This window comes from Arenibacter sp. F26102, assembly GCF_023015865.1.
Taxonomy (GTDB): Bacteria; Bacteroidota; Bacteroidia; order Flavobacteriales; family Flavobacteriaceae; genus Arenibacter.
Window position 1 is genome coordinate 1 of sequence record NZ_JALKBC010000016.1, and the last position, 24,811, is coordinate 24,811.

The window sequence follows — 24,811 nt, forward strand, 5'->3', positions numbered from 1 at the left end:
TTCCATTCTCTACATACTCCAGTCCTTTTACAAACAATTTCCAGTACAGTTCGGCCAATTTCCTGGCCACTGCCTTTATGGCCACCAATCCTCCCTTTTTGGCCCGTATCTTTCTACCGAAAGCGCCCAATGCAATGTGCTTGCTGTTGAGCAGGCCTACTGCTGCCTGTTTGAAGATCAGACCTGCCCTTGGGGCTCCCTTGGGTTTGTAGTTGCGTTTCATTTTTCCCGAATTGTGTTGTTTTGGGGCAAGTCCCAACCAAGAGGTGAAATGTTTTTCCGATTTCCATTTCCCAAGATCGGTGCCCACCTCCGACAGCAGTTGCATCCAGTTATAATCCGTAATTCCGGGCAGGACGGTAGCATCCTTTCCCTCAAAGATTCCCAACAAGTGTCCTCCCATATTCTCTATATCCGGTCTATTGTGACGGATTGCCTTTCTTGCACCATTGGACCTTGGCTTCGGTGTACCGTCCAGGTTCATCTTCTTCAACGCCTCTTCCAGCTTTATGTCGCACATGGCAATTTGTTCCCCATAGAAATCATAACAGGCCACAGCTTGGCCCAGTTCGAACAATGCGGCTTCCGAATAATGCCCCTTTAATGATCTTATGACCCATTCCTTTTTTGTTTTGAGTATCCTTTGATCACATAGCAATGCCAGTTTTTCGGCATTCCTTTCGCCTGATAGGATAGCGCGGACAATCCGCATCCCACTTGTCCCGTGGATCTGGCTTATTACTTCCTTCAGCCGGATATTCATCAGTATCAATGCCTTTTGCATATGGCTGATGTGCATCGCACCACTACGGATGTGGTCCTCGCGAAGGCGTTGATAGGCGCGCAGTTCCTGTACCCGGATATCGGGCACGAAACATTTGTTCAGCAGCCCATAACTATGTAATTGCTGTATCCATTGGCAATCCTTTACGTCGGTCTTTCTGCCGGGTACCTGTTTGGTACCCGCTCCGTCGACCAGCCAAACATCCAGACCTTGGGAGACCAGTATATCGTACAAAATGACCCAATAGACGCCCGTAGCCTCCATGGCCACCGTTTCTATGCCATGGGCCACCAGATAAACGCCCAGAGCCTCCAGGTCCTGGGTAAAGGTATCGAAGCTTTTTACAGGCAGGTCCCCGATACTCACATACACTTTTTTTGCCCCAATGTCGATACCTGCAGCATGGGTTCTGATCTTTTTCATAGCTATATGATTATAAAACCAAATTGCCTTCAAAAAAAACAAGCTTGCAAGACTACCATACGGACATCAATTATAGAAATTGAGTACCAGATTCGCTTTCCAAATTTTTGAAAATCATGCTCGAACACAGGTAAATAACACTATTCCGACTACGATTATTTTGCAATTCGGTAGATTACAATCTAATTTACGTCATTATTACCGCTTGAAAAATAAAATTTCTTGGGTCTCGAACTGACGATAGAGTCTAGAATCTTGGTTCTAGTATCTAGGCTCATGGCATCACCGTTGTCCGTTCGAGCCTGCCTACCGGCAGGTAGGCCTGCCTTCCGCAGGCAGGCGCATCCCGAGAACTCCTTTGTAGTTCACCAACATAAGGCTCCCCTCTTGGAACGAAGAGGGGAATGAATTACCCCGCATTTGGGCGGGGAAAGAAAGGGGAGATTGAAATCCCGAACCTTAAACCCATACCCAATCTATAGTCCCCTCCCAAGGCCAGGTCTTTCTATCCCTTCCGTCTCCTCCGCTGCCGGCGGAGAATCCACCTTCCCTTATGCTTCGACTCCGCTCAGCACAGGCCCAAGGGAAGGAGCCCTTACTCTCGTCATTGTAAGCCCATCCCTTTAACCCGCAGTCGAGACCTCATAGTTAATTGTGAACAGTTTTCAGTAGACAGTCTATAGGCAAAAGCCATTAGCCATCCCGATAGTTATCGGAAGCCAATAGTTTGTGTCTTCAACTTTATTAACTGACGTCATTGCGAACGTAGTGTGGCAACCTGTTCATTCCATGTGGAGATTGCTTCGTAACCTCGCAATGACGAATTTTTCCAAAATCTACCCCATCAACCCATTGGTACATTTTCCAATTAATTCATTGTTACATTAACCCATTTCCACATTGATCTATTATCAAATTATCAAATCAACTCATTTTCAAATTAACCTCTCTATTCTCATGGCTCATGGCTCCCGATAACTATCGGGATGGCTATTCCGTCATTGGTACATTTCCACATTAACCAATTTCCTCATTAACCCATCTTCAAATTATCAAATCAACTCATTTTCAAATTAACCTCTCTATTCTCATGGCTCATGGCTCCCGATAACTATCGGGATGGCTATTCCGTCATTGGTACATTTTCAAATTATCAAATTAACTCATTTTCAAATTAATCCATATCCCAATGGATAATCCTATATTTACTGGCTTAAACAACAAAAAACACATATCCAAATGGAATGCATTAGTGTTTTCGATATGCTTAAAATCGGTGTCGGTCCATCCAGCTCCCATACTTTGGGACCATGGCGGGCCGCAGAACGTTTTATTGGGGAACTATTGGAAAAGAAAGTTTTCCCTTCCGTTACCCGTATCCAAATAGAAGTCTATGGTTCCCTCTCCTTAACAGGGAAAGGTCACGCCACCGACTTGGCCATTATGCTGGGCCTCACTGGGGCCGACCCTGTCACCATTCCTATTGAAAATATAAGCGGTATTATAATAGGTATCCAAGAAAATAAGAAGCTGCCTTTGAACAACTCCTTGGAAATTGCCTTCGACCCCAAATTGGATATTATATTCAAAAGAGAGTTTTTACCTTTTCATGCCAATGGACTCACTTTTACGGCCAGTCTTTCCAACGGCAAATCAATAAAGGAAACCTATTATTCCATTGGTGGGGGCTTTGTAGTCAAAGAAGAACTCAAAAATTCCAAAAAAAAACTGGAAGTTTTCAAATCCTTCCCCTTTCCCGTGGAAAAAGGAGTAGATCTATTGGACGCCTGCAGAAAAGAAAATAAATCCATTTCTCAATTGGTGCTGGAAAATGAACGCTCCCTGCGATCCGATGCGGAAATAGATGAGGGCCTACACCATATTTGGGACACCATGTTGGAGTGTATGTACATTGGTTGCCATACAGAAGGTAACCTTCCAGGCGGACTAAACGTACGAAGAAGGGCCTACGATACCCACCTAAAACTAAAAGGGGACCTCCCCTATTCCACGCCACAGGAATGGCTGCATACCATAAGACAGACCGAAGTTAAATTCCGTTCCATCCTCAAATGGGTAAGCTGTTTTGCCCTGAGTGTAAATGAGGTGAACGCCTCCTTGGGAAGAGTGGTCACCGCCCCTACCAATGGCAGTGCAGGGGTAATCCCCGCGGTCCTTATGTACTATATGGTCATTGAAAACCATGAGGCCACCTTTGAGCACATAAAACAATTTCTCTTAGTTGCAGGTGAAATAGGCAGCATTTTTAAAAAGGGCGCTACCATTTCCGCAGCCATGGGCGGTTGTCAGGCCGAAATTGGGGTTTCCTCTGCCATGGCGGCCGCAGCCCTAACAGAACTAATGGGCGGTACCCCTGAACAAGTGCTTATGGCAGCAGAAATTGCCATGGAGCATCATTTAGGCCTTACATGCGACCCCATTGGCGGATTGGTACAAATTCCGTGTATAGAACGCAATTGTATGGGCGCCATAAAAGCCATCAATGCCGCAGAATTGGCGTTGGACTCCGACCCCGCCAATGCAAAAGTTCCGTTGGACAAGGTGGTGAACACCATGTGGGAAACCGCAAAGGATATGAGTAGCAAGTATAAAGAAACCTCCGAAGGTGGACTTGCCGTTGGTGTGTACCTCAGTGATTGTTAGTCAGCAGGTTTTAACAATTAACAATAATAATGTTCAAGGTTTAAGGTAACTATCGGGAGTCCCGAAAAGGGACTTTGTCGAAGTGACTAAAAGTCCTCCGCCTAACCCCCTCCCAAGGAGGGGGAATAAATCTTGCACAAAAATATATTAACACATCCTAACAAATTCCCTCCCCTTGGGGGAGGGCTAGGGTGGGGTCACTCAAGGGAAGGATCCGAAATTTTTACTTAAAAAAACTTTTTGGCACAATAACCCATTAGTAAATTTCCAAATCAACTCATTTTCAAATCAATTCATTACCTCATTGTTATATTTCCACATTAACCCATTTCCACATTATTACATTTATCTTTTCTCTTTTCTCTTGGCTCCCGATAACTACCGGATGGCTATTCCGTCATTGGTTCATTTCCACATTAACCCATTTCCACATTGATTCGTTACCAACTTTTCAAATTAACCAACTTTCAAATTATTCCACTGCTACATTTTTGCATTGGTACATTGGTACATTAACCTTTTGTTACATTTCCACATTAACCCATTTCCACATTATTCCATTTATCTTTTCTCTTTTCTCTTTATTCATTTCTCTTGGCTCTTGCCTCTTGCCTCCCGATAACTATCGGGATGGCTCTTAAAAGATGTTTACTTCCCGAACACCTACTTCATCAATAAACAATTTTTTATCAATTTCAATAGTCAGACATTTCCAAAATTTCAATTATTCTAACACTTTAATTTAAAAATATTTTAGAAATGAATATTAAAGGCAATATATAATGTAAATCATGTAAAATATAGGAGGTTCCATCCCCTCAAATAAAGTTTATTTGTAGAGGGCTGTAGTACCTCTTTGAAGGAATACTTATTAATGATAATATTTAGCGACTGTCTATCTATTGCAACAATAATAATTAATTACATGAGAAAAAGTTTTCGAAATTTAATATGGACCGTTCTCTTGGTAACCATATCTTGTTCAGATGCCCCTAATGGTGAAACAAAAACAGCATCGCTGCCTGTTTATAAGGACGTGCCCTACTTGCAGGATTATAGCATTAAATACAACAAACAAGAGGACAAACTTATGTTGTCCCAGATATTCATGGACCGCAACGAGGTTATCCAAGTGGCTTCATCGGAGGGCATATTACGTACCCACGACGGACAATTCCTATATCCTGGAGTCCTTTTACAGGATAAGACCTACCGTCCGCTTACCGATAAGAATATTTCGGCAATCACCATATATAAAGATCAATTTGTATACCTGGATGATAAAGCGGTACTCAGCAATGCCTGGGCCGGTAGTCTTTACCTGAAGCACGAATTGCCAAAGGCAAATATTTTTGCCGCCGGGACCGATTTCGATTTTTTGATCAGTGACGGTGAAACGCTTCAATATGTTTCCAAAAACAAGACGAGTTGGAAGGGTTCCTTTTCAAATGCAAAGGACAAGGCCAAAGCCATTAAATTCGATTCTAAAAGCAACACCTTTTGGATATTGGGCGAAAAATCCATTGCTTCCTTCAATCCAAAAGATCAAACCCAGAAAACGGTTTTCCAAAACGGTAGTTTTACCTCCTTTGCCCTATTGGAAAATAAATTGATACTTACCACTTTGGATGGTTATTTGGAAGTGGATGCCACTACAGGAAAACAAATTGGAGAAAAGAAAATAAAATTGCCATGGACAGAAATTACCTATGTTGATGTACTAGATGGCCAACTTTGGTTCGGATCCACGAAAGGGGCATTTATGCTAAAGAAAGACGGTAAATTTAATTACTACTACGGAAAACGCTGGTTGCCAAGTAATAACGTAAAACATATATCCAAAGGTACAGATGGTTCTATCCTAGTACTGACCGATGCCGGACTGGGACAAATAGTATATGAGGAAATGACCTTGTTCGACAAGGCTCAATACTATGAAAAACAAGTGCGCAACAGACATATCCGACTTGGTTTTAATGCAACCCTGGTGGATATGGACAATGGCAATTTTGATACAGGTCGACTTTCAGATTCCGATAACGATGGACTATGGACTACTATGTACCTAGCTGGAGAAGTTTTCCGTTACGCAGTGACCAAATCGGAAGATGCCCTTCAGAACTGTAGGGAATCTATGGATGCCATGGAGAGATTGTTCAGTATTAATCCAGTACCGGGCTTTCCTTCCAGGTCCTTTGAACGAAGTGGTTATAAAGAGCGCTTGCATGACCCGGAAAGATGGCAACATTCCAATGACCCCGAATGGGATTGGAAATCTACCACCAGTAGTGATGAGGCCATTGGGCACATTTTTGCCTATGGTGCTATGGCCGAACTCATGGACAACGATCTTAAGGATCGCGCCATTGTTCTAATCGACACCCTTATGAGCCATATTGTAAGAAATGATCTGTATATGGTAGATTTTGATGGGAAACCTACCACATGGGGCCGATGGAATCCAGAATACGTAAATGCCCGACCAAAGATGGTAGGCGACAGAAAAATAAATGCTTCCAATATTATAGGCATGTTGCAAACGGCATATCATTTTACCGGCAAGGAAAAATACAAGGAAAAAGCCTTTGATCTAATGGATAATCACGGTTATTTGGACAACCTGATGTGGCCTATGAAAGATGTGGCCAAAGCTCCGGATGATGCCGATGATTGGAGCAAGATGCTGTCCGAATCCTGGAACCATTCCGATGATGAAATGTACTTTGTAGGGTACTGGGGCCTTTACAAATATGCCTTTAACGACACCCTAAAAACAAAATTCAAAGACGCTATTATTGATCATTGGGAAATTGAAAGGCCAGAAAAAGAAGGGGCATGGAATATTATGACCGCCCTTACCGGAACCCAGGAATTCGATTTGGAAGAGGCGGCCTGGTACCTAAGGGAACACCCCATGGATATGGTATCCTGGAACATTATGAACAGCCATAGAAAAGATGTCACCTTCCTGGAACCTAATTTTAGGGAGCAGACCCTTAACGAAGTGCTACCACCGGACGAAAGACCGGTTCAACGCCATAATGCCAATATGTTTAGATTGGACAGAAACTCCGCAAAAGACGGTTCCGAAGAGTTTTCTGCCGGCGATATCTGGCTATTGCCCTATTGGATGGGACGATATTTAGGGGTTATAAGCGCTCCTCAAATTGAAAATTATAAATAATAGAAACAAGTAAAATGGTATGGACACCCAAAAAAATCTCATGAAATTTAATTTAGAAAGTAAACCAATGCTCCTTCTCTTCATGACTCCCATACTATTTAGTGCCTGTGGTCAAGATAATTATAAAATGGAAAAACAAATAACACAAGACCTAACCTATAACCATGATCTGGACAGCAATGACAACTTTTCTCCAGATGATGAATGGCTGGTCTATGATACCCGAACTGAGGAAGGTGGCATTGGCGGCAATGGCAAAATAGAAAAGATACATATAAAAACCGGCGAAAAAGTGGTTCTATATCACCTGGAACAGAACCAGGCCTTTGGTCCGGGAGTTGGCGCTGTAAGTTATAGCCACACCAATAATGAGGTCGTATTTATACATGGACTATTGAATTGTTCCGAAGAGAAACCCTACGAACAATGGCGTAGAACCGGAGTAATCATAAAGGATGACAAACCCGGAGAGCCTATTTTTATGGATGCCAGGGACATCTCATCCCCTTTCACCGTAGGAGCCCTTAGAGGAGGAACCCACCGTCATGAATATAGTGGCGACGGACAATGGATAGGCTTTACCTACAATGATGCCATTATGAAGAAGTTGGAAGACTCTACTGGTGTAACACATAATCTAAGAACCATAGGGGTATCCAAAAATAATCAACCGGTAACTGTTGCCGAATCTCCAGACGGCGAAAATTTTTCCGGAAAATGGTTCAGCGTCCTCGTAGTAAAAGTAGTGCCAGACCCAAAACCTGGCTCCGATGATATTAGTAAAGCGGCCGGAGATAGTTGGGTGGGACATTCCGGTTACCTGAAAACCGATGGCGGTACCCAAAGGGCAAGGGCCTTTATTGGGACAACCACCAACAAAGAAGGAGAGCAGGTAGATGAAGTTTATATCGTGGATATCCCGGAAGATATCACCATTCCTGGAGACGGTGCTTTGAAAGGAACAGAAACCACCATGCCGGCCCCTCCAAAAGGAACCCAACAACGCAGACTAACCTACACGGTCAATAACAAATATCCAGGGTGTGAGGGCATTGTCCGTTCCTCTTATGGAGGAAGCATGCTAGCCTATTTGGCTCAAGATGACAACAACATTAAACAGATATTCACCATCTCCCCATGGGGCGGCGAACCCATACAACGCACTTTTCATGATTCGGATGTTCAGGGTGGGGTACGCTGGCATCCCAAAGAGCATCGCTTGGTCTATATTTGGCAAAATTCGTTGGTGGGGTTGAATATTGAAGACGGAAAAAATACTGTCTTGACCAAACCGACGCAAAATCCACCTAAAAACCCGGTATGGTCGCACGATGGACGTAAAATAGCCTATAACCGAATGGTTTCCAGTAATGGAGAAAAACCTACAATGCAGATTTTCGTACTGGAATTCTAACCGAACGAACATGAAATCAAGACTATTCCTAGTACTCTTTATCTTTCATTTTTCCGTTGGGTCTTATGCCCAGGAAACCAAGTTTTATCAAGACATAGCTATTATCCATGGGAATGCCGAAGGGCTTCCCCAGGGAAACATCGATCACATATCAATAATTAATAATACGCCATTGGCAACAACCTCTTCCGGACAATTTGAATGGAAGGGTGCCACATGGTCCTCCAATAACATTGCTTCAAAATCTGTAGCCCCTCCTAGTTTTAAAGGTCTACCTGAAAATTCCGGCATGGTCCTGAGCTGGGCAACTTATGGCAATACTACCTATGTAGGTTGTGAAAATGGACTTTATGTAAAAACTGGAAAAAATAAATGGCAACAGGAACTCCCCTATGACGAAAATTATAGTTGGGCCTTGAAAGAGGTCGCCGCCTTGACGGTAGACTCCTATAACCGTCTTTGGTTCGGTTCCAAGGAAGGAATTGGTCGCTTGGACAAAGGGAACTGGAAACTGTTTACCGGTAAAGAAGGAGTTCCCTACAATCATTTTACAACTGCGGCTTCCGGCCCAAATGGGAAAGTCTGGTTTGGCACCGAAAATGGAGCCTTCAGGGTAGAAAACAATAACTTTTTCTATAGATCTAACCGCAGATGGTTACCGGATAACTATGTAAATGATATTGCCGTGGATATGGAAGGCACGGCTTGGATCGCTACCAAGAACGGCATTGCCCAAATTATTTCCATGGAAATGACCTATGCCGAAAAAGCGACCCATTTTACAAAACAGGTAGAGGACAGACACAACAGGATGGGATTTATTTGTCAAAACCATCTTTCGGAACAATTCAATATCAATACCAGTCAGTTGGCCATCTCGGACAATGACGGACAGTACACTGCCATGTACGGGGCCGCCCAGGCATTTAGATACACACTCACCAAAGACCCAGAGGCCCGCGAATTGGCCAATAGAAGCTTTTATGCCTTAAAATGGTTGGTAGACATCACCTATGAACCCGGATTTCCTGCCAGGGTAATCATCCCTGTAGATTGGCATGAACCGGTAAATGAGCAATACAATAGAGAATACAATCGCCGAAATCAGGCAAAAGACCCCTTTTGGAAAGATATTTTTCCCCGCTTCCCCCTAAGTGATGATGGCAATTATAGATGGAAATGCGATACCAGCTCGGATGAACTGGCCGGACATTATTTTTATTATGGCATATACCACGATTTAATTGCGAAGACCAATGAAGAGAAAGAGGCCGTTAAACAAGTAGTCGCCGATATAACCGATCACCTTATTCGGCACGGTTTCAAATTGGTGGATTATGACAAAAAACCAACCCGTTGGGGGAGTTTTGATCCTGACTATTTTAATTCTATTTGGGGCTGGGATCAACGCGGATTAAATGCCATGATGATGCTTTCCTTTTTAAATGTCGCCTCCCATGTAACCGGAGATCCCATTTATGAAGAGGTGGCCGAAAAGCTGCGTGAAGAGGAAAATTATGATATCTACGCCATGCATGCCAAAGAATTTTTCCCGCCTGAAAATGCTGTTCCTTGGGACAACAATCTAGGCCTAATGAGTCTTTATGGCCTAATAAATTACGAACAGGATCCGGAAAGGTTACTTATGTACCGTATTGCCCTGGAAAATGCCTGGTTGCATATTAGCAAACAGAAAAATGCCTTTTGGGACGGACTCTACGGTGCTATGGCCGGTTTTTTTACCCATAAAGTGGATGAAGGTTTTTTTAAGCCCGAAGAGTTGTTTATTGAAAATCCATTATTTGCAAAAGCTACCATTGACAGGTATTACAAAAGTAGTTTGGATACCCGATACATGACGGAAACCTTGCAACGAATTCCCATGGATCTAATAGGCTATGATATGGACAACACCCACCGTTTGGATATACAATTAGACCCTACACCGGGCCAAGCCACAGATATGGGATGGGGCAATGACACTTATGCCCTCCCAATAGACGAAAGGGGCCACGTAAGATTGGATAGGGATGCCTTTGTTCTTCACGATAACGAAGGTAATGGATACGCGGAACACGAAGGAACCTTTTATCTCCTACCCTATTATTTGGCGGCCTACCATAAGCTGATTGAACCATAGACAGCCATATTGGTCATAGCGATGTGTCGATTTAAAGCATAACACAATGCATCGGCCATTTATAATAGTATTGTTCATTGTTCCACTGGGTAATGGTTATGGCTACCCTCAGAATGGCAGCACCTTTGTTATAGCCTATAGAGGTGTCCATAGCGGGATTCCGGAAAACTCTTTGGCCGCCTATCAGTAAACTATTGACCTGGGATGCGATTTTGTGGAAATCGATATAAGGACCACCAAGGATGGTGAATTCGTAAGTGTCCATAATGCCACCATTGATGCCTATGTTGTGTGACAGAAAGGAAAGGTAAAGGACTACACCTTGTCCCAAATGCGCACCATGGACATTGGAATAAAAGTGGACGAAAAATGGCGCAATACCAAAATACCAACCTTGGAGGAAATCCTAGTCTTATGCCAAGGCAAGATTGGGATATATCTGGACCTAAAGGAAGCAGATCCCAAGGCCCTGATCCCAATAATTAAAAAAATGGCATAGAGAATGGCAAAAACTACTTAAGCTTGGGGTAGACGGGATACAAACTGATCAACCTGAAGCTTTAATTAAATTCCTTTCTTCCCAGGAAAATCGCTAATTATTTTTTCAAAGATTTCCTAAAAATATGAACTTGGCCAAGTCAATTACCTCAGGGCAAACCTGCCTGCCAACTATGGCAGGCTAACCCCCCTCCCAAGGAGGGGAATCTTTTTAGATTAAATAATATTGGCACCTAACTAATTCCCTCCCCTTGGGGGAGGGTTAGGGAGGGGTCCTTTGGGAAGGCCTGCCCCGCATTTTGGTGGGAGGCTAGCCTGCCTGCCGCAGGCAGGGGGTGTGTTTTATTCCCATGAACTCCAATCTTCCCCCTAGGCTCGGGTTTGCAATCCCTTCTGTCTCCTCCGCTTACCAGCGAAGGATCCACCTTCCCTTATGCTTCGACTCCGCTCAGCACAGGCCCAAGGGAAGGAGCTATTTTATTATCGTTCATTCAAAATTCTTATTGAAGTCCTCCCCCGGACCCCCTCTTTTCAACACTAATACAATAGATTATATTTGTAATACAAACCGATCAGCCCGAAGCCTTGATCAAATTTATTTCCTCAATAGAAAACCAATGACCCCAATTAATCACAGCCTTCTTTCCTTCTGGTATCGATCAAATAAATAATTTTCCAGCTACCCTGTTGGTTGAAGAGTTGAAAGGAATTTACACCACAATGGCTTAAGGTATCATTCACCCAAAATTCGTAGGACGTCCATGCATTCGCCATGGAGCCATCAATTTGAATATTGTAATTCAGGATTCTTTCTTCAAATTTTGTCGTGGCTGGTATGGACACGATCGATTTAAGAAAATGAGCGAAATTTTCGGTTTTCACTTCCTCAGTACCCTGCGCATTTTTTCCAATGGTCTGCATCACAATATCCTTGGAAACCGTTTCTTTTATGGCCATTGAATCCTGTTGATGAAAGGCTTCAAAAAAAGCATCAATCGTGTTTTTTACCAACACCTCTCCCCCATTCTGAGCCTGCATAACAGAGGCTAACATAAAGACCAAAAAGAATGACCAAATTTTATTCATTTGTAGTGCACATGGAAGTCAAATAAAAATAATCAAAAAAAACAAAAAGTTGAAACAACTTTAATTTTTGGAACAAATCATTACTTTTATCCCACCTAAACCAAAATAAATGTCCGCTGCCAAAAAAGAATACAAAAGAGTTACCGTAAAATCTCTCGTTGACATGAAAAAGAACGGAGAGAAAATATCCATGTTAACGGCTTATGATTATTCTATGGCCAAAATTGTCGACGCTGCCAACGTAGATGTAATATTAGTGGGCGATTCTGCCAGTAATGTGATGGCCGGACATGAAACTACTCTACCTATTACCTTAGATCAAATGATTTACCATGCCTCTTCTGTAATTCGTGCAGTAAATAGAGCCCTGGTAGTGGTTGATATACCCTTTGGAAGTTATCAGAGCGACCCTAAAGAGGCGTTGCGATCAGCAATCCGAATAATGAAGGAAAGTGGTGCCCATGCCGTAAAAGTTGAAGGTGGACAGGAAATTAAGGAATCGGTCAAGAGAATTTTAAATGCGGGCATACCGGTAATGGGACATTTGGGCCTAACACCACAATCCATTTATAAATTTGGCACCTATACTGTTAGAGCTAAAGAGGAAGAAGAAGCACATAAACTTATTGCAGATGCCAAACTTTTGGAGAAAATGGGCTGTTTTAGCATTGTTCTTGAAAAAATTCCCGCCAAATTGGCCAAGGAAGTAGCAGAAAGCGTCTCCATTCCGATCATAGGTATTGGCGCAGGAAATGGTGTGGACGGCCAAGTATTGGTAATACACGACCTATTGGGAATTACACAAGAATTTAATCCAAGGTTTCTAAGGAGGTACCTCAACTTATATGAAGAGATGGGCAATGCCATTTCACAATATGTCGATGACGTAAAAACAAGGGACTTCCCAAGTGATGAGGAGCAATACTAAACTTGTTTTATTAGTATTCCCTATAATTTATGCCATTTCCTTTAGGGATTTTGGCCTTTGAACCAGAAAATTAATTCAACCTAGGTGTCCACAAAAATAATTTCTACCCCAGAGAATCTTCAGGTACTATACGAAGACAATCACCTTATAGCCGTTAACAAAAGGGCTGGCGATATTGTACAAGGGGATAAAACTGGGGACACTCCCTTGAGCGAGGTTGTAAAACAATATATTAAAACAAAACACAACAAACCTGGTAACGTATATTTGGGGGTAGCGCATCGGTTGGACAGACCAACGACAGGGATCGTGGTCTTTGCCAAAACCTCAAAAGCACTACCTAGACTCAACAAATTATTTGCCGAGAAGGATGCCCAAAAAACTTACTGGGCCGTGGTCAACAAAATGCCCGAAAAGGAAAATGGCACCCTGATCCATTGGTTAAAGCGCAATACGAAACAAAACAAATCCTACGGCCATAAAAATGAGGTGCCTGATAGCAAAAAGGCCATTCTGGACTATAAGGTCATTAAGAGCCTGGATCGTTATTTTTTATTGGAAATTGACTTGAAAACGGGTAGGCACCATCAAATAAGAGCACAGTTGGCTGCCATAGGGTGTTCCATTAAAGGTGATTTAAAATATGGATCGGACCGAAGCAATAAAGATGGAAGTATCCACTTGCACGCAAGAAGTCTTTCCTTTGTTCACCCCGTAAAAAAAGAAATGCTAAAGATTATTGCCCCGCCTCCGGAGGACAGTGTATGGGATGCATGTACGTAAATTTTCACTACTTTTACTAGTGGCATGTTCCTAATTCCAACATAAAATATATTTCCATGGGCAAGACAACACTATTTATTCTGAGTATGATGATATTGGTCTCCTGTGGAAGTTACAATTCCATTGATACCTTTTACGAAGCCCATAAGAATGACAACCAGGTTACCGCCATCCGCGTACCCCATTTTATGATATCTCTTTTAAGTAATATTTCCCCAGAAATAAATACATTGATAGGAGACACCAAAGATTTAAGATATATGCAGTTTCCTGTAGAAACTCCTGCAAAGGCCGATTTCCTGAACAAGCAAATGAACGGAATTACCGGAAATTCCTTTATCGAGATTTTTCGTAAAAACGATGATTTAAAACGTTCCGTGGTTTCTATAAGGGAGCGAAAAAATTCGGTCAAGGAAATTTTAATATTCAACAACAATAACAAAACTGGATCATTCCTGTATTTCAATGGTGATTTTGACCCAGTTAAGGTACGGGGGATGGCAAAAAACAATGAGTTTGAAAAACTTACCGAAAGCTTGGTCAAGGAATATAATCCAAATACCCCCTCTATAAATAACTAGTATATTTATTTGTAAGACCGCACACTCTCTATAACTACGGAACTTAAAATTAGTATTCCGCCCATTACCGTAGTCCAGCTGGGAATTTCCGATAGAAAAACTATACCGATCAAAATACCATATATAGGTTGTATACTACTTAAAATACTCACCGTAGTAATGCTAAAGTGTTTAAAACAATTTAGGAACAAGGTGTGTCCAATGGCAGTAGTAAACAAGGCCAAAGTTAACAGAGCCGGCCATTGATCACTTATGGCCTCAACATTATAAATTAAAAAAACAGGGGCCAATACAAATCCCACTATGCCCGTCTGGTAGGTCATCATCATGGACCCATTGTAATGGGCCGCCCTGGACTTTAATATAATATTCCTGATAGCGTACGCCAGTGCCGAAAAAACACCCAGACCCACAGCAATAATATGGGAATTGCCCGTATCAAAATCTGGTGCCAACAAATAAATACCGCCCAATACCAACAGCCCCAAGACAAAGTGAATTCTTTGGAAGGACGTTTTTAAGATCAACGGTTCCAATAATGCCGTTATTATGGGATAGGTAAACATAGATAACATACCTATTGCGACATTGGAAAGCTGCAGGGCATAAAAATAGGTCAACCAGTGTACCCCCATAAGAATTCCACCTAAAAAAAGTATTGGCCTATCCCTTTTCGCAATAGGGAACGATATTTTTTTCCATTTACAGTAGAGCAGCAAAAACAAAAATGCCAAACCCGCCCTACTGGCTATAGTCACCGGTACCGGTAATTGAACATATCTCCCCAGAGCTCCGGAAGTACTAATAAATAACATGGCCAGATTAATCTCCAGCAGATGGTTAATGTGTAGGCTTTTACTTTTCAAGAATAAATTTTATCGGGTAACGGACAAGGCCTTTTCTTTTATAATCTGTGCTACAGGTTTATTTTGCAAATGACTTTCCAGCCAAGAGATAATATCCAAGTATAAAAAGGCACGCTTCTCATAGGGATGGTTCTCGTATTTTTTTAATTCATCATACAACTTCTGGAATTCATTGGGCAGCTCATGTGGAAAGATATCGCCCAAACGTCTTAAAAACTTGATCATTTCCTTTTGCACGGCATGTAGATCGTTCATTTTTAGTAAGAACTTATAGGTGCTTTTTAATTGCACTTCCAAATGATAGTCCATACCGGCTTCATAATGGGCTATAAGACTTAAAACCCGGGCAAAGCACATTAAGTCTTCACGCATTTTAAGGTTCTTGTTATTAATGATCCTTTTTAAATACTGAATACAGGTTTTGTTATCCCCATATCCAAAATATAGACATGCAATCTTATAGTACAACACCATAACATGATGCTGGTCTATCCTGTCCTTATGTTTATTGATTCCGTATTCTACGATTTTGACCAAATAAAGGCCCTTTTCAAAATTGCCCTCCAAGAAATGAAGGTTTAGTTTGTTTAAATTGATATACAGAAATGCTAAAGAGGCTATGTTGTCATTGTCAGGGAATTCCTTAGTGCTGACAATTTTTTCCAATTTCTCCAAGGTTTCCTTGAATTGGGAGCTATATTTTACATAAAATAAGGATTCCAATAAATAATGGTTTCCCTTTAAAAAGAATACCGGGTTTAGATAGATCATCTCCTTATTCTCATAAAAAAGATCTACCCATTTACTGGAATACTTATAACAGGACAAAAAATCCTGGGTCAGAAAACTGTACCAAAGATGTGCCTTGTATAGCCAAAGCTTTTCCCTAAAGCCCAGGTCTTCCATCTTGTACTTTGGCATGTGCTTCTCAAAATATTTCTGAACTCTTTTAATATCATCATCGCTCCGTACATATCCTATTTTAAGCATTTGTCCATATAACTGTAGCGCTAGGTTGGATAATTTACTGGTAATTACGTTTTGTGCCGAAAGTTGTTTGGCCTGTACGGCCAGTTCATCTGCCCTATCCGGAATACTACGGGTAATATACTGGGTCTCGATCAACTTCTCAAATTCCACAATTTCATAGGCCACATTCTTTTCTTCATTCTCAATAGCGGTAGCCTTAGCCTTATCCAATATTTTAAGGCTTTGCTTATACAGCCCCTTTTGATAAAGAATGGTAGCAAAATCCAATTGTTCCCGAATCTGCACCCTAATGTTTTGATTCACGGGGTTTAATCTTAGACTCACCAAAATTTGTTTATATAGGTGGGCCTTAAGGTTGGAAAGCTGTGCCTTCTTTACAATACCATTTTCCAGTATTAATTTTTCATCATATACCTTAATTTTGTCCATTAAATTAAAAAGAGCAAGAAATTTGGCATCGGTATTCACCCCCAAGCGACCAACATACAATTTAAATTGTCGCTTCTCTGACTTGGATAGTGATTTAACCAGAACGAATAATGCATCTTTATGCGCATTTGTCATCGTAATAATAAAGGTTTAAATGATTGATAATCAGTGATTTATATACTACAAAAAGTTATTTAACGTTGTAAATGCCATTTTGCGATTTGGACTAGAAAACATACTAGTATTATATTCGTATAGCGCACATAAAATTACGTAAATATAATGAGCAAAGAAAAGGTACATATTTTTGACACAACACTTAGAGATGGAGAGCAAGTACCCGGATGTAAATTGGATACTGACCAAAAATTAATTATCGCCGAAAGATTGGATATTTTGGGAGTTGATATTATAGAAGCTGGTTTTCCAATTTCTAGTCCCGGAGATTTTAATTCTGTACAAGAGATTTCAAAAATTGTAAAAAATGCAACAGTATGTGGTCTTACACGTGCTGTTAAAAAAGATATTGAAGTTGCAGCAGAGGCGTTAAAATATGCCAAAAGACCAAGAATACATACAGGTATCGGTACTTCGGAATCCCATATCAAATTCAAGTTCAATTCCAATAAGGATGCCATCATAGAACGTGCAGTTGAGGCCGTAAGTTATGCCAAATCCTTTGTTGAGGATGTGGAGTTTTACGCTGAGGATGCCGGTAGAACGGATAACGAATTTTTGGCTAGAGTATGTGAGGCCGTTATAAAGGCCGGTGCAACGGTATTGAATATTCCGGATACAACAGGCTATTGTCTGCCTGATGAATACGGGGCCAAAATAAAATACCTAAAGGAAAACGTAACTGGTATACATAAAGCTATTTTATCCTGTCATTGTCACAATGACCTCGGATTAGCAACCGCCAACTCCATAGCCGGTGTAATAAATGGTGCCAGGCAAATTGAATGTACCATCAATGGTATTGGAGAACGGGCCGGGAACACAGCCCTGGAGGAAGTGGTAATGATCTTAAGACAACACCCTACCCTTAACCTGGATACCAATATCAATAGTAAATTGTTATATGATACCAGTCAGATGGTATCTCAAAAAATGGGCGTATACGTGCAACCCAATAAAGCTATTGTGGGAGCCAATGCATTTGCCCATAGCTCGGGAATACATCAGGACGGGGTAATAAAAAATAGGGAGACTTATGAAATTATCGACCCGGCAGATGTAGGCGTAAACGAATCCTCCATTGTTCTTACCGCTAGAAGTGGTAGGGCGGCATTGGCCTATAGGGCAAAAAATGTAGGGTACGAACTTACCAAGATTCAACTAGATGTGGTTTATCAGGAATTTTTGAAATTTGCGGATAGACAAAAAGAAATTTTTGACGAGGACATCCACGATATTATTGTTGCCAGTGGTATTAAAATAAAAAGCTTAGCTTAAAATGAATCTAAAGATTGCTCTTTTAGGGGGGGATGGAATTGGTCCAGAGGTCTTGGCACAGTCTGTAAAATGTTTACAGGCCGTTGAAGAGACCTTCAACCATCATTTTACCTATACTGAAGGGTTGATTGGCGCCGTTGCCATGGATAAATATGGCTCCCCATTGCCAAAGGAGACCATTGACCTATGCAGGGCTTCCGACGCTATTCTTTTTGGCACCATAGGTACCTTAAAATATGATGATAACCCCAGTGCTAGAGTACGCCCCGAACAGGGGTTGCTTCAACTGAGACGGGAGTTGAATCTTTTTACCAATATTAGACCAGTAAAGCTTTTCCCAACATTGGTCAATAAATCCCCTTTAAAGAAGCACGTTATTTTTGGAACGGATTTCGTAATCTACCGTGAACTTACCGGAGGTATCTATTTCGGTGAAAAAAAACTCAGTGAAGATGGAACAGTGGCTTCGGACTTATGCGAGTACTCGGAAAAAGAGATCGGCAGAATTACCCATTTGGCCTTTAAGGCCGCCAAGAGTAGACGAAAAAAACTGACACTGGTAGACAAGGCCAATGTATTGGAGACCTCTAGGCTTTGGCGTAAAGTGGTCACGAGAATTGCCGAAAGCTATCCGGAGGTGCAATTGGATTTTCTTTTTGTTGATAATGCAGCAATGCAAATGATGCTGAATCCCAACCAATTTGATGTTATCCTTACCGACAATATGTTCGGGGATATCCTTTCCGACCAAGGAAGTGCCATTTGTGGGTCAAAAGGATTGTTGCCTTCGGCCTCAATAGGTAATGAGCATGCCATGTTTGAGCCTTTTCACGGTTCCTATCCTCAGGCAGCAGGAAAAAATATTGCCAATCCCGTGGCCTCCATTCTTTCTACCGCCATGATGCTTAGCCATTTTGGCCTATATGAAGAATCTAGAGCAGTTGTAATAGCGGTGGACAAATCTATGAGAAAACATGTGGTTACCAAGGATTTAAGCGCTACGACCAAATACGGCACTAGTCAGGTTGGCGATTTTATAGCTGGCAATATTATAGATTCTGATGAGAATCTAAATTATAACTACGAAAACATAGGATTGGGAAAATCAACCATCATTTAATTTCCCTTAAGGGCATTCGTCATTTCACCTCACCCAGAACTATGCAAAATAGCAGTCCTGACTACTTCGATTCGTACGTATCAAGCACAGTGGGGAAGAATAGGGCACTCTGACCCAAAGGCCTATTGATGTAGGGATAGTAACAATATCCGCTTCTGATTACAACACCACTTACTGGTTTTTCATTACGTTATTTCAAGGCTGTTTTTCAGTAATTTTGTGAAGAGTGATTTTTATTTGTTGTGTTTCTTTTAAAAATTGGGATGAACATAATATTTCGTGTTTTTTGATTTTAGCTTTATTTATTGGGCATAATCGAATGAAACTTTTGTTGAAATTATTCTTTCATTTTCTTTGCTTGTCCAAAGAAAACGAAACAAAAGAAAAGACCCTTCTTCGCTAGGTGGCCCCTAAAATCTCAGGGTTTTATGGACCGATGCCATGGCCTAAATTATCTCCAAGGCTTCGATAATTCTTAACGGCCATGACATCTCCACTACGGAAGAAGATTTACCCAACAATGGACTTTATGGACAATATTCAACGGTATTCAATAGCGTATAAGGATTTTTCTGGACTTTATATGTTGACGGATCAAAGAAACGGCCTATTTTTTATTTCGTCTTAAATCAAGTGGTTTTCAAATTGGGCAAAGGAAGCCCTGTCTTCCGGCAGGCAGGCGTCCATAGAGTATTTCACCCTAGTGAAAACGGCCTGGACGGTGCGGCCGTGGAAAGTGCGTGGATTTAAAGAAATTTAAAATCAGCCTAGCGTTTTTTGGTTCGTTTTTTGGGCGATGCAAAAAATGAACAGAACACCAACTCTGGGATAGTCTATTCTATCTTTTTCTAATTAACACACAACTTTTGGGATTGATTCTTTGTGAGTACTTTTACACCTCAAGCAGCTGCGTTATAAAGCTGTGGAAATCCTTCTTAAAACTGTCGTAATTGCTACCGGTTGCAGGACCGTTGAAACCAGTATAAATTTTCCGCACATCACCCTTTTGGTCAATAATTATTGTTGTAGGAAAGGAAAGTACATGATTCAACATAGGTAATTTCATTTGCGCCATTTTCTTGTCTATTGTTCCGTATTGCGCCAATAGTATGGGGTATTTAATTCCAATTCTATCTTTAAGTCTATCAATGGATTTAAATGCAGCCTCTTTGGTTTTTGCATACTCAAATGCAAGTGCAACAACAGCTACTTGTTTATTTGAATGTTCTTTGAAGTATTCCGCCAAAAATTTGGTTTCGTCCAAGCAATTAGGGCACCAGGTTCCCATAATTTGCACGATTACCACTTTATCCTTAAAACTGGCATCTTCAAGGGATACCATATTGCCTTCAGCATCCGGAAAGGAAAATTTTAATTTGTCAAATCCCTTTTTCATGTAGGTCAATGACTCGGTATTGGGCAACTCGTAATTTTCATTTCTTCTCGCTACAAAAGTTTCTTTGGCATGTTTTCCGGAGTAAAATACTCCGACCATGGAACTGTCGGTAGCCCTCGCATGAAATAAATAGGCATGCGCCCCATCAAAAGTGGAAAATTTTACAGAATCCCCACTATTAATACCTTCCAAATACCGATAATCCCCTGTCATGGTCCTAAAGGTACCGGAAACCCTGTCATCTACCTGCTTAAAAATTCCTTTGGCCATATAGCTTTCCTCATTGATGGGTCTAAACTCAACCTCCCAGTCTCCAGAAATATTGGTACTGGGTATACTAAGTCTTTTAAAGCGCTCCCTTATCCCATGAACAGCTTTAAATGGCAAGACCCTGCCTTCATTTTCTTTGACAAATTTTCCGTTTATTTCTTCAGCAGTATATTTTCCGGCCAAATATCCCTCAAAAACCGGCATTCTAATAATCACGGAATCTCCAATCACTTTTATTTCGTCTATTAAAATAGTCTCATCGGCATTGTACAATTCAATGTTATACTTACCATTCCCAAGTCTTATAAGCTTAAAGTTGAATGGCAGCCGTTGGTTGTCGCCTACCTCAAGTTCAGCCAACCAAAACCCCTCCGTTAAACCAACAGCTTGCTCCTCTTTACAGCTATGGCAAGCTATAAATAGAAAAAATATAAAGAATACTCGCTTCATGATGATCCATTGTAAAATTATACTTCGGGGAAAATCTAAATCGGGGGGGCTTAACTAAATTCTTATGTTGGAATTGAGAACTATAAGCAGGTTGTGTGCTTTATCTTAGCTTAAGTAACGAAAATTTTTGGATAATAAAAAATAAAACATTCGATCAAATACGTATTGAATGTCTTATTCCATTGTTTTATATTTGGGGTCTTTAAAAATACTCAATGAAAATATCTTACAACTGGCTGAAACAGTTTTTAAAAATTGACTGGGATTCACATAAGACAGCTGAATTATTAACTGACTTAGGTTTGGAGGTTGAGGGTATTACTCCTTTTGAATCGGTCAAAGGCGGATTGAAGGGAATCGTTGTTGGAGAAGTCTTGACCTGCATTAAACACCCCAATGCAGATAAATTGAAATTGACCACTGTAAATGTTGGTGGGGAAGCTCCCTTACAAATCGTTTGTGGAGCGCCCAATGTGGATGTTGGACAAAAGGTAGCCGTAGCCACAATAGGCACAACCCTGTACACGGCCGAAGGAGAGGCTTGGACAATAAAAAAAGGTAAAATTCGAGGAGAGGAAAGCCATGGCATGATCTGTGCCGAAGATGAGCTGGGACTAGGAGAAAGCCATGACGGAATTATGGTCTTGCCCGACAATTTAAAAGTGGGGACACTCTGTTCCGAAGTTTTTGAAATTGAGGTAGATGAAGTATTTGAAATTGGGCTTACCCCCAACAGGGCCGATGCTATGAGCCACTTTGGGGTTGCGAGGGATTTAAAGGCCGGATTTAAACAAATAGACATACTTAAGGAATTGATCACACCTCCGGTTACCAATTTTAATATTGTAAACCGATCATTAAAAATAGATGTCGAAGTTGTTAAGAGCGAATTGGCACCGAGATATTGCGGTATCACCATTAGCAATCTTATTGTACAGCCATCTCCAGATTGGTTAAAAAATAGATTGAAATCCATTGGGATCACTCCTAAAAACAATGTAGTGGACGCCACCAATTATGTATTGCACGAATTGGGCCAGCCTCTACATGCTTTTGACGCCGCAAAGATCAAAGGGAACAAAATAGTAGTAAAAACACTTCCCAAGGGAACTAAATTTACCACTTTGGATGGAGTTCAGCGCATCTTGAGCGAGGAGGATCTAATGATTTGTGATACCGAAAAGCCACTTTGTATCGCCGGGGTACTTGGTGGTGAAAATTCCGGGGTTACCGAAAGTACAAGTAGTGTATTTCTGGAAAGTGCATTTTTCAATCCCGTATCCGTTAGAAAAACTGCCAAAAGACACGGCATAAATACAGATGCCTCGTTCCGTTTTGAAAGAGGTATAGATATAGACAACGTGGAATATTGCCTAAAACGAGCAGCATTGCTGATCCACGAAATTGCCGGAGGCGATATTACTTCGGACATTGTAGATATCTACCCCAAAAAGAAGGATGACTACCATGTATTTTTAACTTTCGACAAAATACACAAACTTATAGGTCAGGAAATACCTAAGGATACCATAAAATCCATTCTGGCATCATTGGACATTAAGGTAAAAAACGTAACGGAATCCGGCCTCGGATTATCCATCCCGTTTTACCGTGTGGATGTACAAAGGGAGGTTGATGTTATTGAGGAAATTTTACGTGTTTTCGGATACAACAATGTAGAATTCAAAGAGAAATTGAACGCTTCCATTGCTCCTACTTCCAAATTTGAAGATTATAAGATCCAAAATATAATAGGCAATCTCTTAGCAGCAAAAGGATTTAATGAAATATTGGCCAATAGCCTTACCTCCCCTGACTACAATAAATTATCGGCGGATATCAAGGAAGAGCACACAATTGCCATGTTGAACCCCCTAAGTGCCGATTTATCGGTAATGAGGCAATCTATGTTGTTTTCCGGTCTGGAAGCCATTGCACATAATAGCAATAGGCAAATGCACAACCTTAAAATTTTCGAATTTGGGAAGACGTATCATCAATATCAAACCGAAAGAGAGGAAAAAAAGCATCTAAGCGTCCTTATTACCGGAAACAGATTGGAAGATACATGGACCGCGCCACCTAAAAAAACTGATTTCTTTTATCTTAAATCCATAATAGAAAATCTCCTTGATAGATTGGGCCTTACCGAACTTAATTCGCAACCAACCTCCAGCGATATTCTTTCTGAGGGAATTTCCTTGAAGATAGCGCAAAGGGAAGTTGTGATACTCGGAGTAGTAAAAAAATCTATTTTAAAGGCGTTTGACATTAAAGAGGAAGTCCTATATGCCGATTTTGATTGGGATTATATTTTAGAGGCAATTGTAACCAACCAAATCATTTATAAGGAGATTCCAAAATACCCTGAGGTAAAAAGGGACTATGCACTTTTGGTGGACGAGAGTGTAACTTTTAAGCAGATACATGATATCGCCCAGCAGACCGAGAGGAAATATTTAACCAGTATAAACCTATTTGATGTTTATAACGGCAAAAATTTACCCCAAGGTAAAAAGTCATACGCTGTAAGTTATACCCTGCAGGATGAAAACGGTACCTTGACCGATAAACAGATAGATAAGATAATGAATAAGCTATTGCAGCGTTATGAAAGCGAATTAGGAGCCGAATTACGGTAATAAATTCGCCGTTGCAAGTGAATTGGGCAGAATTACACTGTCTATCTCATGAATAATCCCATTACATTGAGTGGAGTCGGCACTGGTGATTTTAGCCTTATTGCCAGACTTGTCCGTAAGCACTATATCCAACCCGTCCATAGATGCGAATATTTTATCGCCTTGCACTGTGGTAAAACTTGCTTTTCCATTCCCGTTGCACAAAGCCTTCAAAATTTTGGAGGCCGTTATATTCCCGGCAACGATATGATAGGTTAAAAGTGAAAAAAGTTCCTTTTTGTTTTCCGGTAATAACAATTCCTTCAAGCTTACCTTGGAAAGTTTCTTAAAAGCCATATCCGAAGGGGCAAAAACTGTAAACGGGCCATCCTCATTCAATATTTTCTCCAAATTAGCTGCCTTTACAACTTCCAATAATGTATAATGGTGACCAGAATCGGCCGTACTCTCTACGATGGAACTCTCTTTCTTTAAAAAGCTATTCTCATTGAAGGAAGTTTGCCCATAACTGATGGAGGTAACAAAAAATATTAGAGCGCAAAGAGACACATAGCTTTTCATTGGTTCTGGGACTTGGGATTACAAAAAAATCGATGAAAGGTTAATTTCGTCGACAATATACAACATTAGGTCAATAATTTTAGAAAAAGTTATTAACCATATTTGAATTGATCCAATATTAACAAATTGATTGCGAATCCAATGAAT

18 protein-coding genes are annotated in these 24,811 nt (G+C 41.0%); 11 read left to right on the forward strand and 7 right to left on the reverse strand.

Annotated features, from left to right (window positions below; translation table 11 throughout):
* Positions 1 to 1,207, reverse strand: a 1,207-nt coding sequence (locus MWU78_RS18565) for an IS110 family transposase (protein ID WP_247000574.1), incomplete at its 3' end; no start/stop codon positions are given.
* A 1,239-nt stretch (positions 1,208 to 2,446) separates the two neighbouring features.
* Between MWU78_RS18565 and MWU78_RS18570 the strand changes: the two genes are divergently transcribed.
* From MWU78_RS18570 to MWU78_RS18585, 4 genes are all read left to right on the forward strand, one after another.
* Complete coding sequence (locus MWU78_RS18570; protein ID WP_247000576.1) at positions 2,447 to 3,871, forward strand: L-serine ammonia-lyase; 1,425 nt, start codon at positions 2,447 to 2,449, stop codon at positions 3,869 to 3,871.
* Positions 3,872 to 4,796: 925 nt separating this feature from the next.
* A complete protein-coding gene (locus MWU78_RS18575) occupies positions 4,797 to 7,055 on the forward strand; it encodes a hypothetical protein (protein WP_247000578.1) in 2,259 nt (752 codons plus the stop codon).
* A gap of 40 nt (positions 7,056 to 7,095) precedes the next feature.
* Positions 7,096 to 8,469 (forward strand): DUF3748 domain-containing protein, encoded by a 1,374-nt coding sequence (locus MWU78_RS18580; RefSeq protein WP_247000580.1) that lies wholly within the window; start codon positions 7,096 to 7,098, stop codon positions 8,467 to 8,469.
* A 10-nt stretch (positions 8,470 to 8,479) separates the two neighbouring features.
* Positions 8,480 to 10,609 carry a two-component regulator propeller domain-containing protein gene (locus tag MWU78_RS18585; RefSeq protein WP_247000582.1) on the forward strand — a complete coding sequence of 710 codons (2,130 nt, stop codon included), beginning with the start codon at positions 8,480 to 8,482 and terminating at the stop codon, positions 10,607 to 10,609.
* 31 nt (positions 10,610 to 10,640) lie between these two features.
* Here the strand turns inward: MWU78_RS18585 and MWU78_RS18590 are convergent, their stop codons facing one another.
* Positions 10,641 to 10,874, reverse strand: a complete 234-nt coding sequence (locus tag MWU78_RS18590; protein ID WP_247000584.1) for a hypothetical protein — start codon at positions 10,872 to 10,874, stop codon at positions 10,641 to 10,643.
* Between the two features lie 75 nt (positions 10,875 to 10,949).
* Between MWU78_RS18590 and MWU78_RS18595 the strand changes: the two genes are divergently transcribed.
* Positions 10,950 to 11,108, forward strand: a complete 159-nt coding sequence (locus MWU78_RS18595) for a hypothetical protein (protein WP_247000586.1) — start codon at positions 10,950 to 10,952, stop codon at positions 11,106 to 11,108.
* Positions 11,109 to 11,734: 626 nt separating this feature from the next.
* Here the strand turns inward: MWU78_RS18595 and MWU78_RS18600 are convergent.
* Entirely contained in the window at positions 11,735 to 12,193 is a 459-nt protein-coding gene (locus MWU78_RS18600) for a nuclear transport factor 2 family protein (RefSeq protein ID WP_247000588.1), read from the reverse strand.
* Between the two features lie 109 nt (positions 12,194 to 12,302).
* Here MWU78_RS18600 and panB point away from each other — a divergent pair, with 109 nt between their 5' ends.
* From panB to MWU78_RS18615, 3 genes are all read left to right on the forward strand, one after another.
* Positions 12,303 to 13,121: a 3-methyl-2-oxobutanoate hydroxymethyltransferase gene (gene panB, locus MWU78_RS18605; RefSeq protein ID WP_247000590.1), complete on the forward strand. Its 819-nt coding sequence runs from the start codon at positions 12,303 to 12,305 to the stop codon at positions 13,119 to 13,121.
* 84 nt (positions 13,122 to 13,205) lie between these two features.
* A complete protein-coding gene (locus MWU78_RS18610) occupies positions 13,206 to 13,904 on the forward strand; it encodes an RNA pseudouridine synthase (protein WP_247000592.1) in 699 nt (232 codons plus the stop codon).
* 56 nt (positions 13,905 to 13,960) lie between these two features.
* Positions 13,961 to 14,485: a DUF4252 domain-containing protein gene (locus tag MWU78_RS18615; protein WP_247000594.1), complete on the forward strand. Its 525-nt coding sequence runs from the start codon at positions 13,961 to 13,963 to the stop codon at positions 14,483 to 14,485.
* Between the two features lie 5 nt (positions 14,486 to 14,490).
* Here the strand turns inward: MWU78_RS18615 and MWU78_RS18620 are convergent, their stop codons facing one another.
* Together MWU78_RS18620 and MWU78_RS18625 are read right to left on the reverse strand one after the other, a co-directional pair.
* A complete protein-coding gene (locus MWU78_RS18620; protein ID WP_247000596.1) occupies positions 14,491 to 15,351 on the reverse strand; it encodes an EamA family transporter in 861 nt (286 codons plus the stop codon).
* A gap of 9 nt (positions 15,352 to 15,360) precedes the next feature.
* A complete protein-coding gene (locus MWU78_RS18625; RefSeq protein WP_247000598.1) occupies positions 15,361 to 16,905 on the reverse strand; it encodes a hypothetical protein in 1,545 nt (514 codons plus the stop codon).
* 147 nt (positions 16,906 to 17,052) lie between these two features.
* Between MWU78_RS18625 and MWU78_RS18630 the strand changes: the two genes are divergently transcribed.
* Entirely contained in the window at positions 17,053 to 18,225 is a 1,173-nt protein-coding gene (locus MWU78_RS18630; RefSeq protein WP_247000600.1) for a 2-isopropylmalate synthase, read from the forward strand.
* 1 nt (position 18,226) lies between these two features.
* Entirely contained in the window at positions 18,227 to 19,345 is a 1,119-nt protein-coding gene (gene leuB, locus MWU78_RS18635; RefSeq protein WP_247000602.1) for a 3-isopropylmalate dehydrogenase, read from the forward strand.
* Between the two features lie 892 nt (positions 19,346 to 20,237).
* Here the strand turns inward: leuB and MWU78_RS18640 are convergent.
* Positions 20,238 to 21,461 carry a TlpA disulfide reductase family protein gene (locus tag MWU78_RS18640; protein ID WP_247000603.1) on the reverse strand — a complete coding sequence of 408 codons (1,224 nt, stop codon included), beginning with the start codon at positions 21,459 to 21,461 and terminating at the stop codon, positions 20,238 to 20,240.
* Positions 21,462 to 21,676: 215 nt separating this feature from the next.
* Here MWU78_RS18640 and pheT point away from each other — a divergent pair, with 215 nt between their 5' ends.
* The gene (gene pheT / locus MWU78_RS18645) at positions 21,677 to 24,103 is read left to right on the forward strand and encodes a phenylalanine--tRNA ligase subunit beta (RefSeq protein ID WP_247000605.1); all 2,427 of its coding nucleotides are present in this window, start codon (positions 21,677 to 21,679) and stop codon (positions 24,101 to 24,103) included.
* Here pheT and MWU78_RS18650 read toward each other — a convergent pair.
* Positions 24,095 to 24,664 carry a fasciclin domain-containing protein gene (locus MWU78_RS18650; protein ID WP_247000607.1) on the reverse strand — a complete coding sequence of 190 codons (570 nt, stop codon included), beginning with the start codon at positions 24,662 to 24,664 and terminating at the stop codon, positions 24,095 to 24,097. The genes pheT and MWU78_RS18650 overlap by 9 nt on opposite strands.
* Positions 24,665 to 24,811: the final 147 nt, after the last annotated feature.

Coding starts and splice junctions, on each gene's coding strand:
- MWU78_RS18570 (WP_247000576.1), top strand. CDS start 2,447: ATGGAATGCATTAGTGTTTTCGATATGCTTAAAATCGGTGTCGGTCCA.
- MWU78_RS18575 (WP_247000578.1), top strand. CDS start 4,797: ATGAGAAAAAGTTTTCGAAATTTAATATGGACCGTTCTCTTGGTAACC.
- MWU78_RS18580 (WP_247000580.1), top strand. CDS start 7,096: ATGAAATTTAATTTAGAAAGTAAACCAATGCTCCTTCTCTTCATGACT.
- MWU78_RS18585 (WP_247000582.1), top strand. CDS start 8,480: ATGAAATCAAGACTATTCCTAGTACTCTTTATCTTTCATTTTTCCGTT.
- MWU78_RS18590 (WP_247000584.1), bottom strand. CDS start 10,874: ATGGACACTTACGAATTCACCATCCTTGGTGGTCCTTATATCGATTTC.
- MWU78_RS18595 (WP_247000586.1), top strand. CDS start 10,950: ATGGACATTGGAATAAAAGTGGACGAAAAATGGCGCAATACCAAAATA.
- MWU78_RS18600 (WP_247000588.1), bottom strand. CDS start 12,193: ATGAATAAAATTTGGTCATTCTTTTTGGTCTTTATGTTAGCCTCTGTT.
- panB (WP_247000590.1), top strand. CDS start 12,303: ATGTCCGCTGCCAAAAAAGAATACAAAAGAGTTACCGTAAAATCTCTC.
- MWU78_RS18615 (WP_247000594.1), top strand. CDS start 13,961: ATGGGCAAGACAACACTATTTATTCTGAGTATGATGATATTGGTCTCC.
- MWU78_RS18625 (WP_247000598.1), bottom strand. CDS start 16,905: ATGACAAATGCGCATAAAGATGCATTATTCGTTCTGGTTAAATCACTA.
- MWU78_RS18630 (WP_247000600.1), top strand. CDS start 17,053: ATGAGCAAAGAAAAGGTACATATTTTTGACACAACACTTAGAGATGGA.
- leuB (WP_247000602.1), top strand. CDS start 18,227: ATGAATCTAAAGATTGCTCTTTTAGGGGGGGATGGAATTGGTCCAGAG.
- MWU78_RS18640 (WP_247000603.1), bottom strand. CDS start 21,461: ATGAAGCGAGTATTCTTTATATTTTTTCTATTTATAGCTTGCCATAGC.
- pheT (WP_247000605.1), top strand. CDS start 21,677: ATGAAAATATCTTACAACTGGCTGAAACAGTTTTTAAAAATTGACTGG.
- MWU78_RS18650 (WP_247000607.1), bottom strand. CDS start 24,664: ATGAAAAGCTATGTGTCTCTTTGCGCTCTAATATTTTTTGTTACCTCC.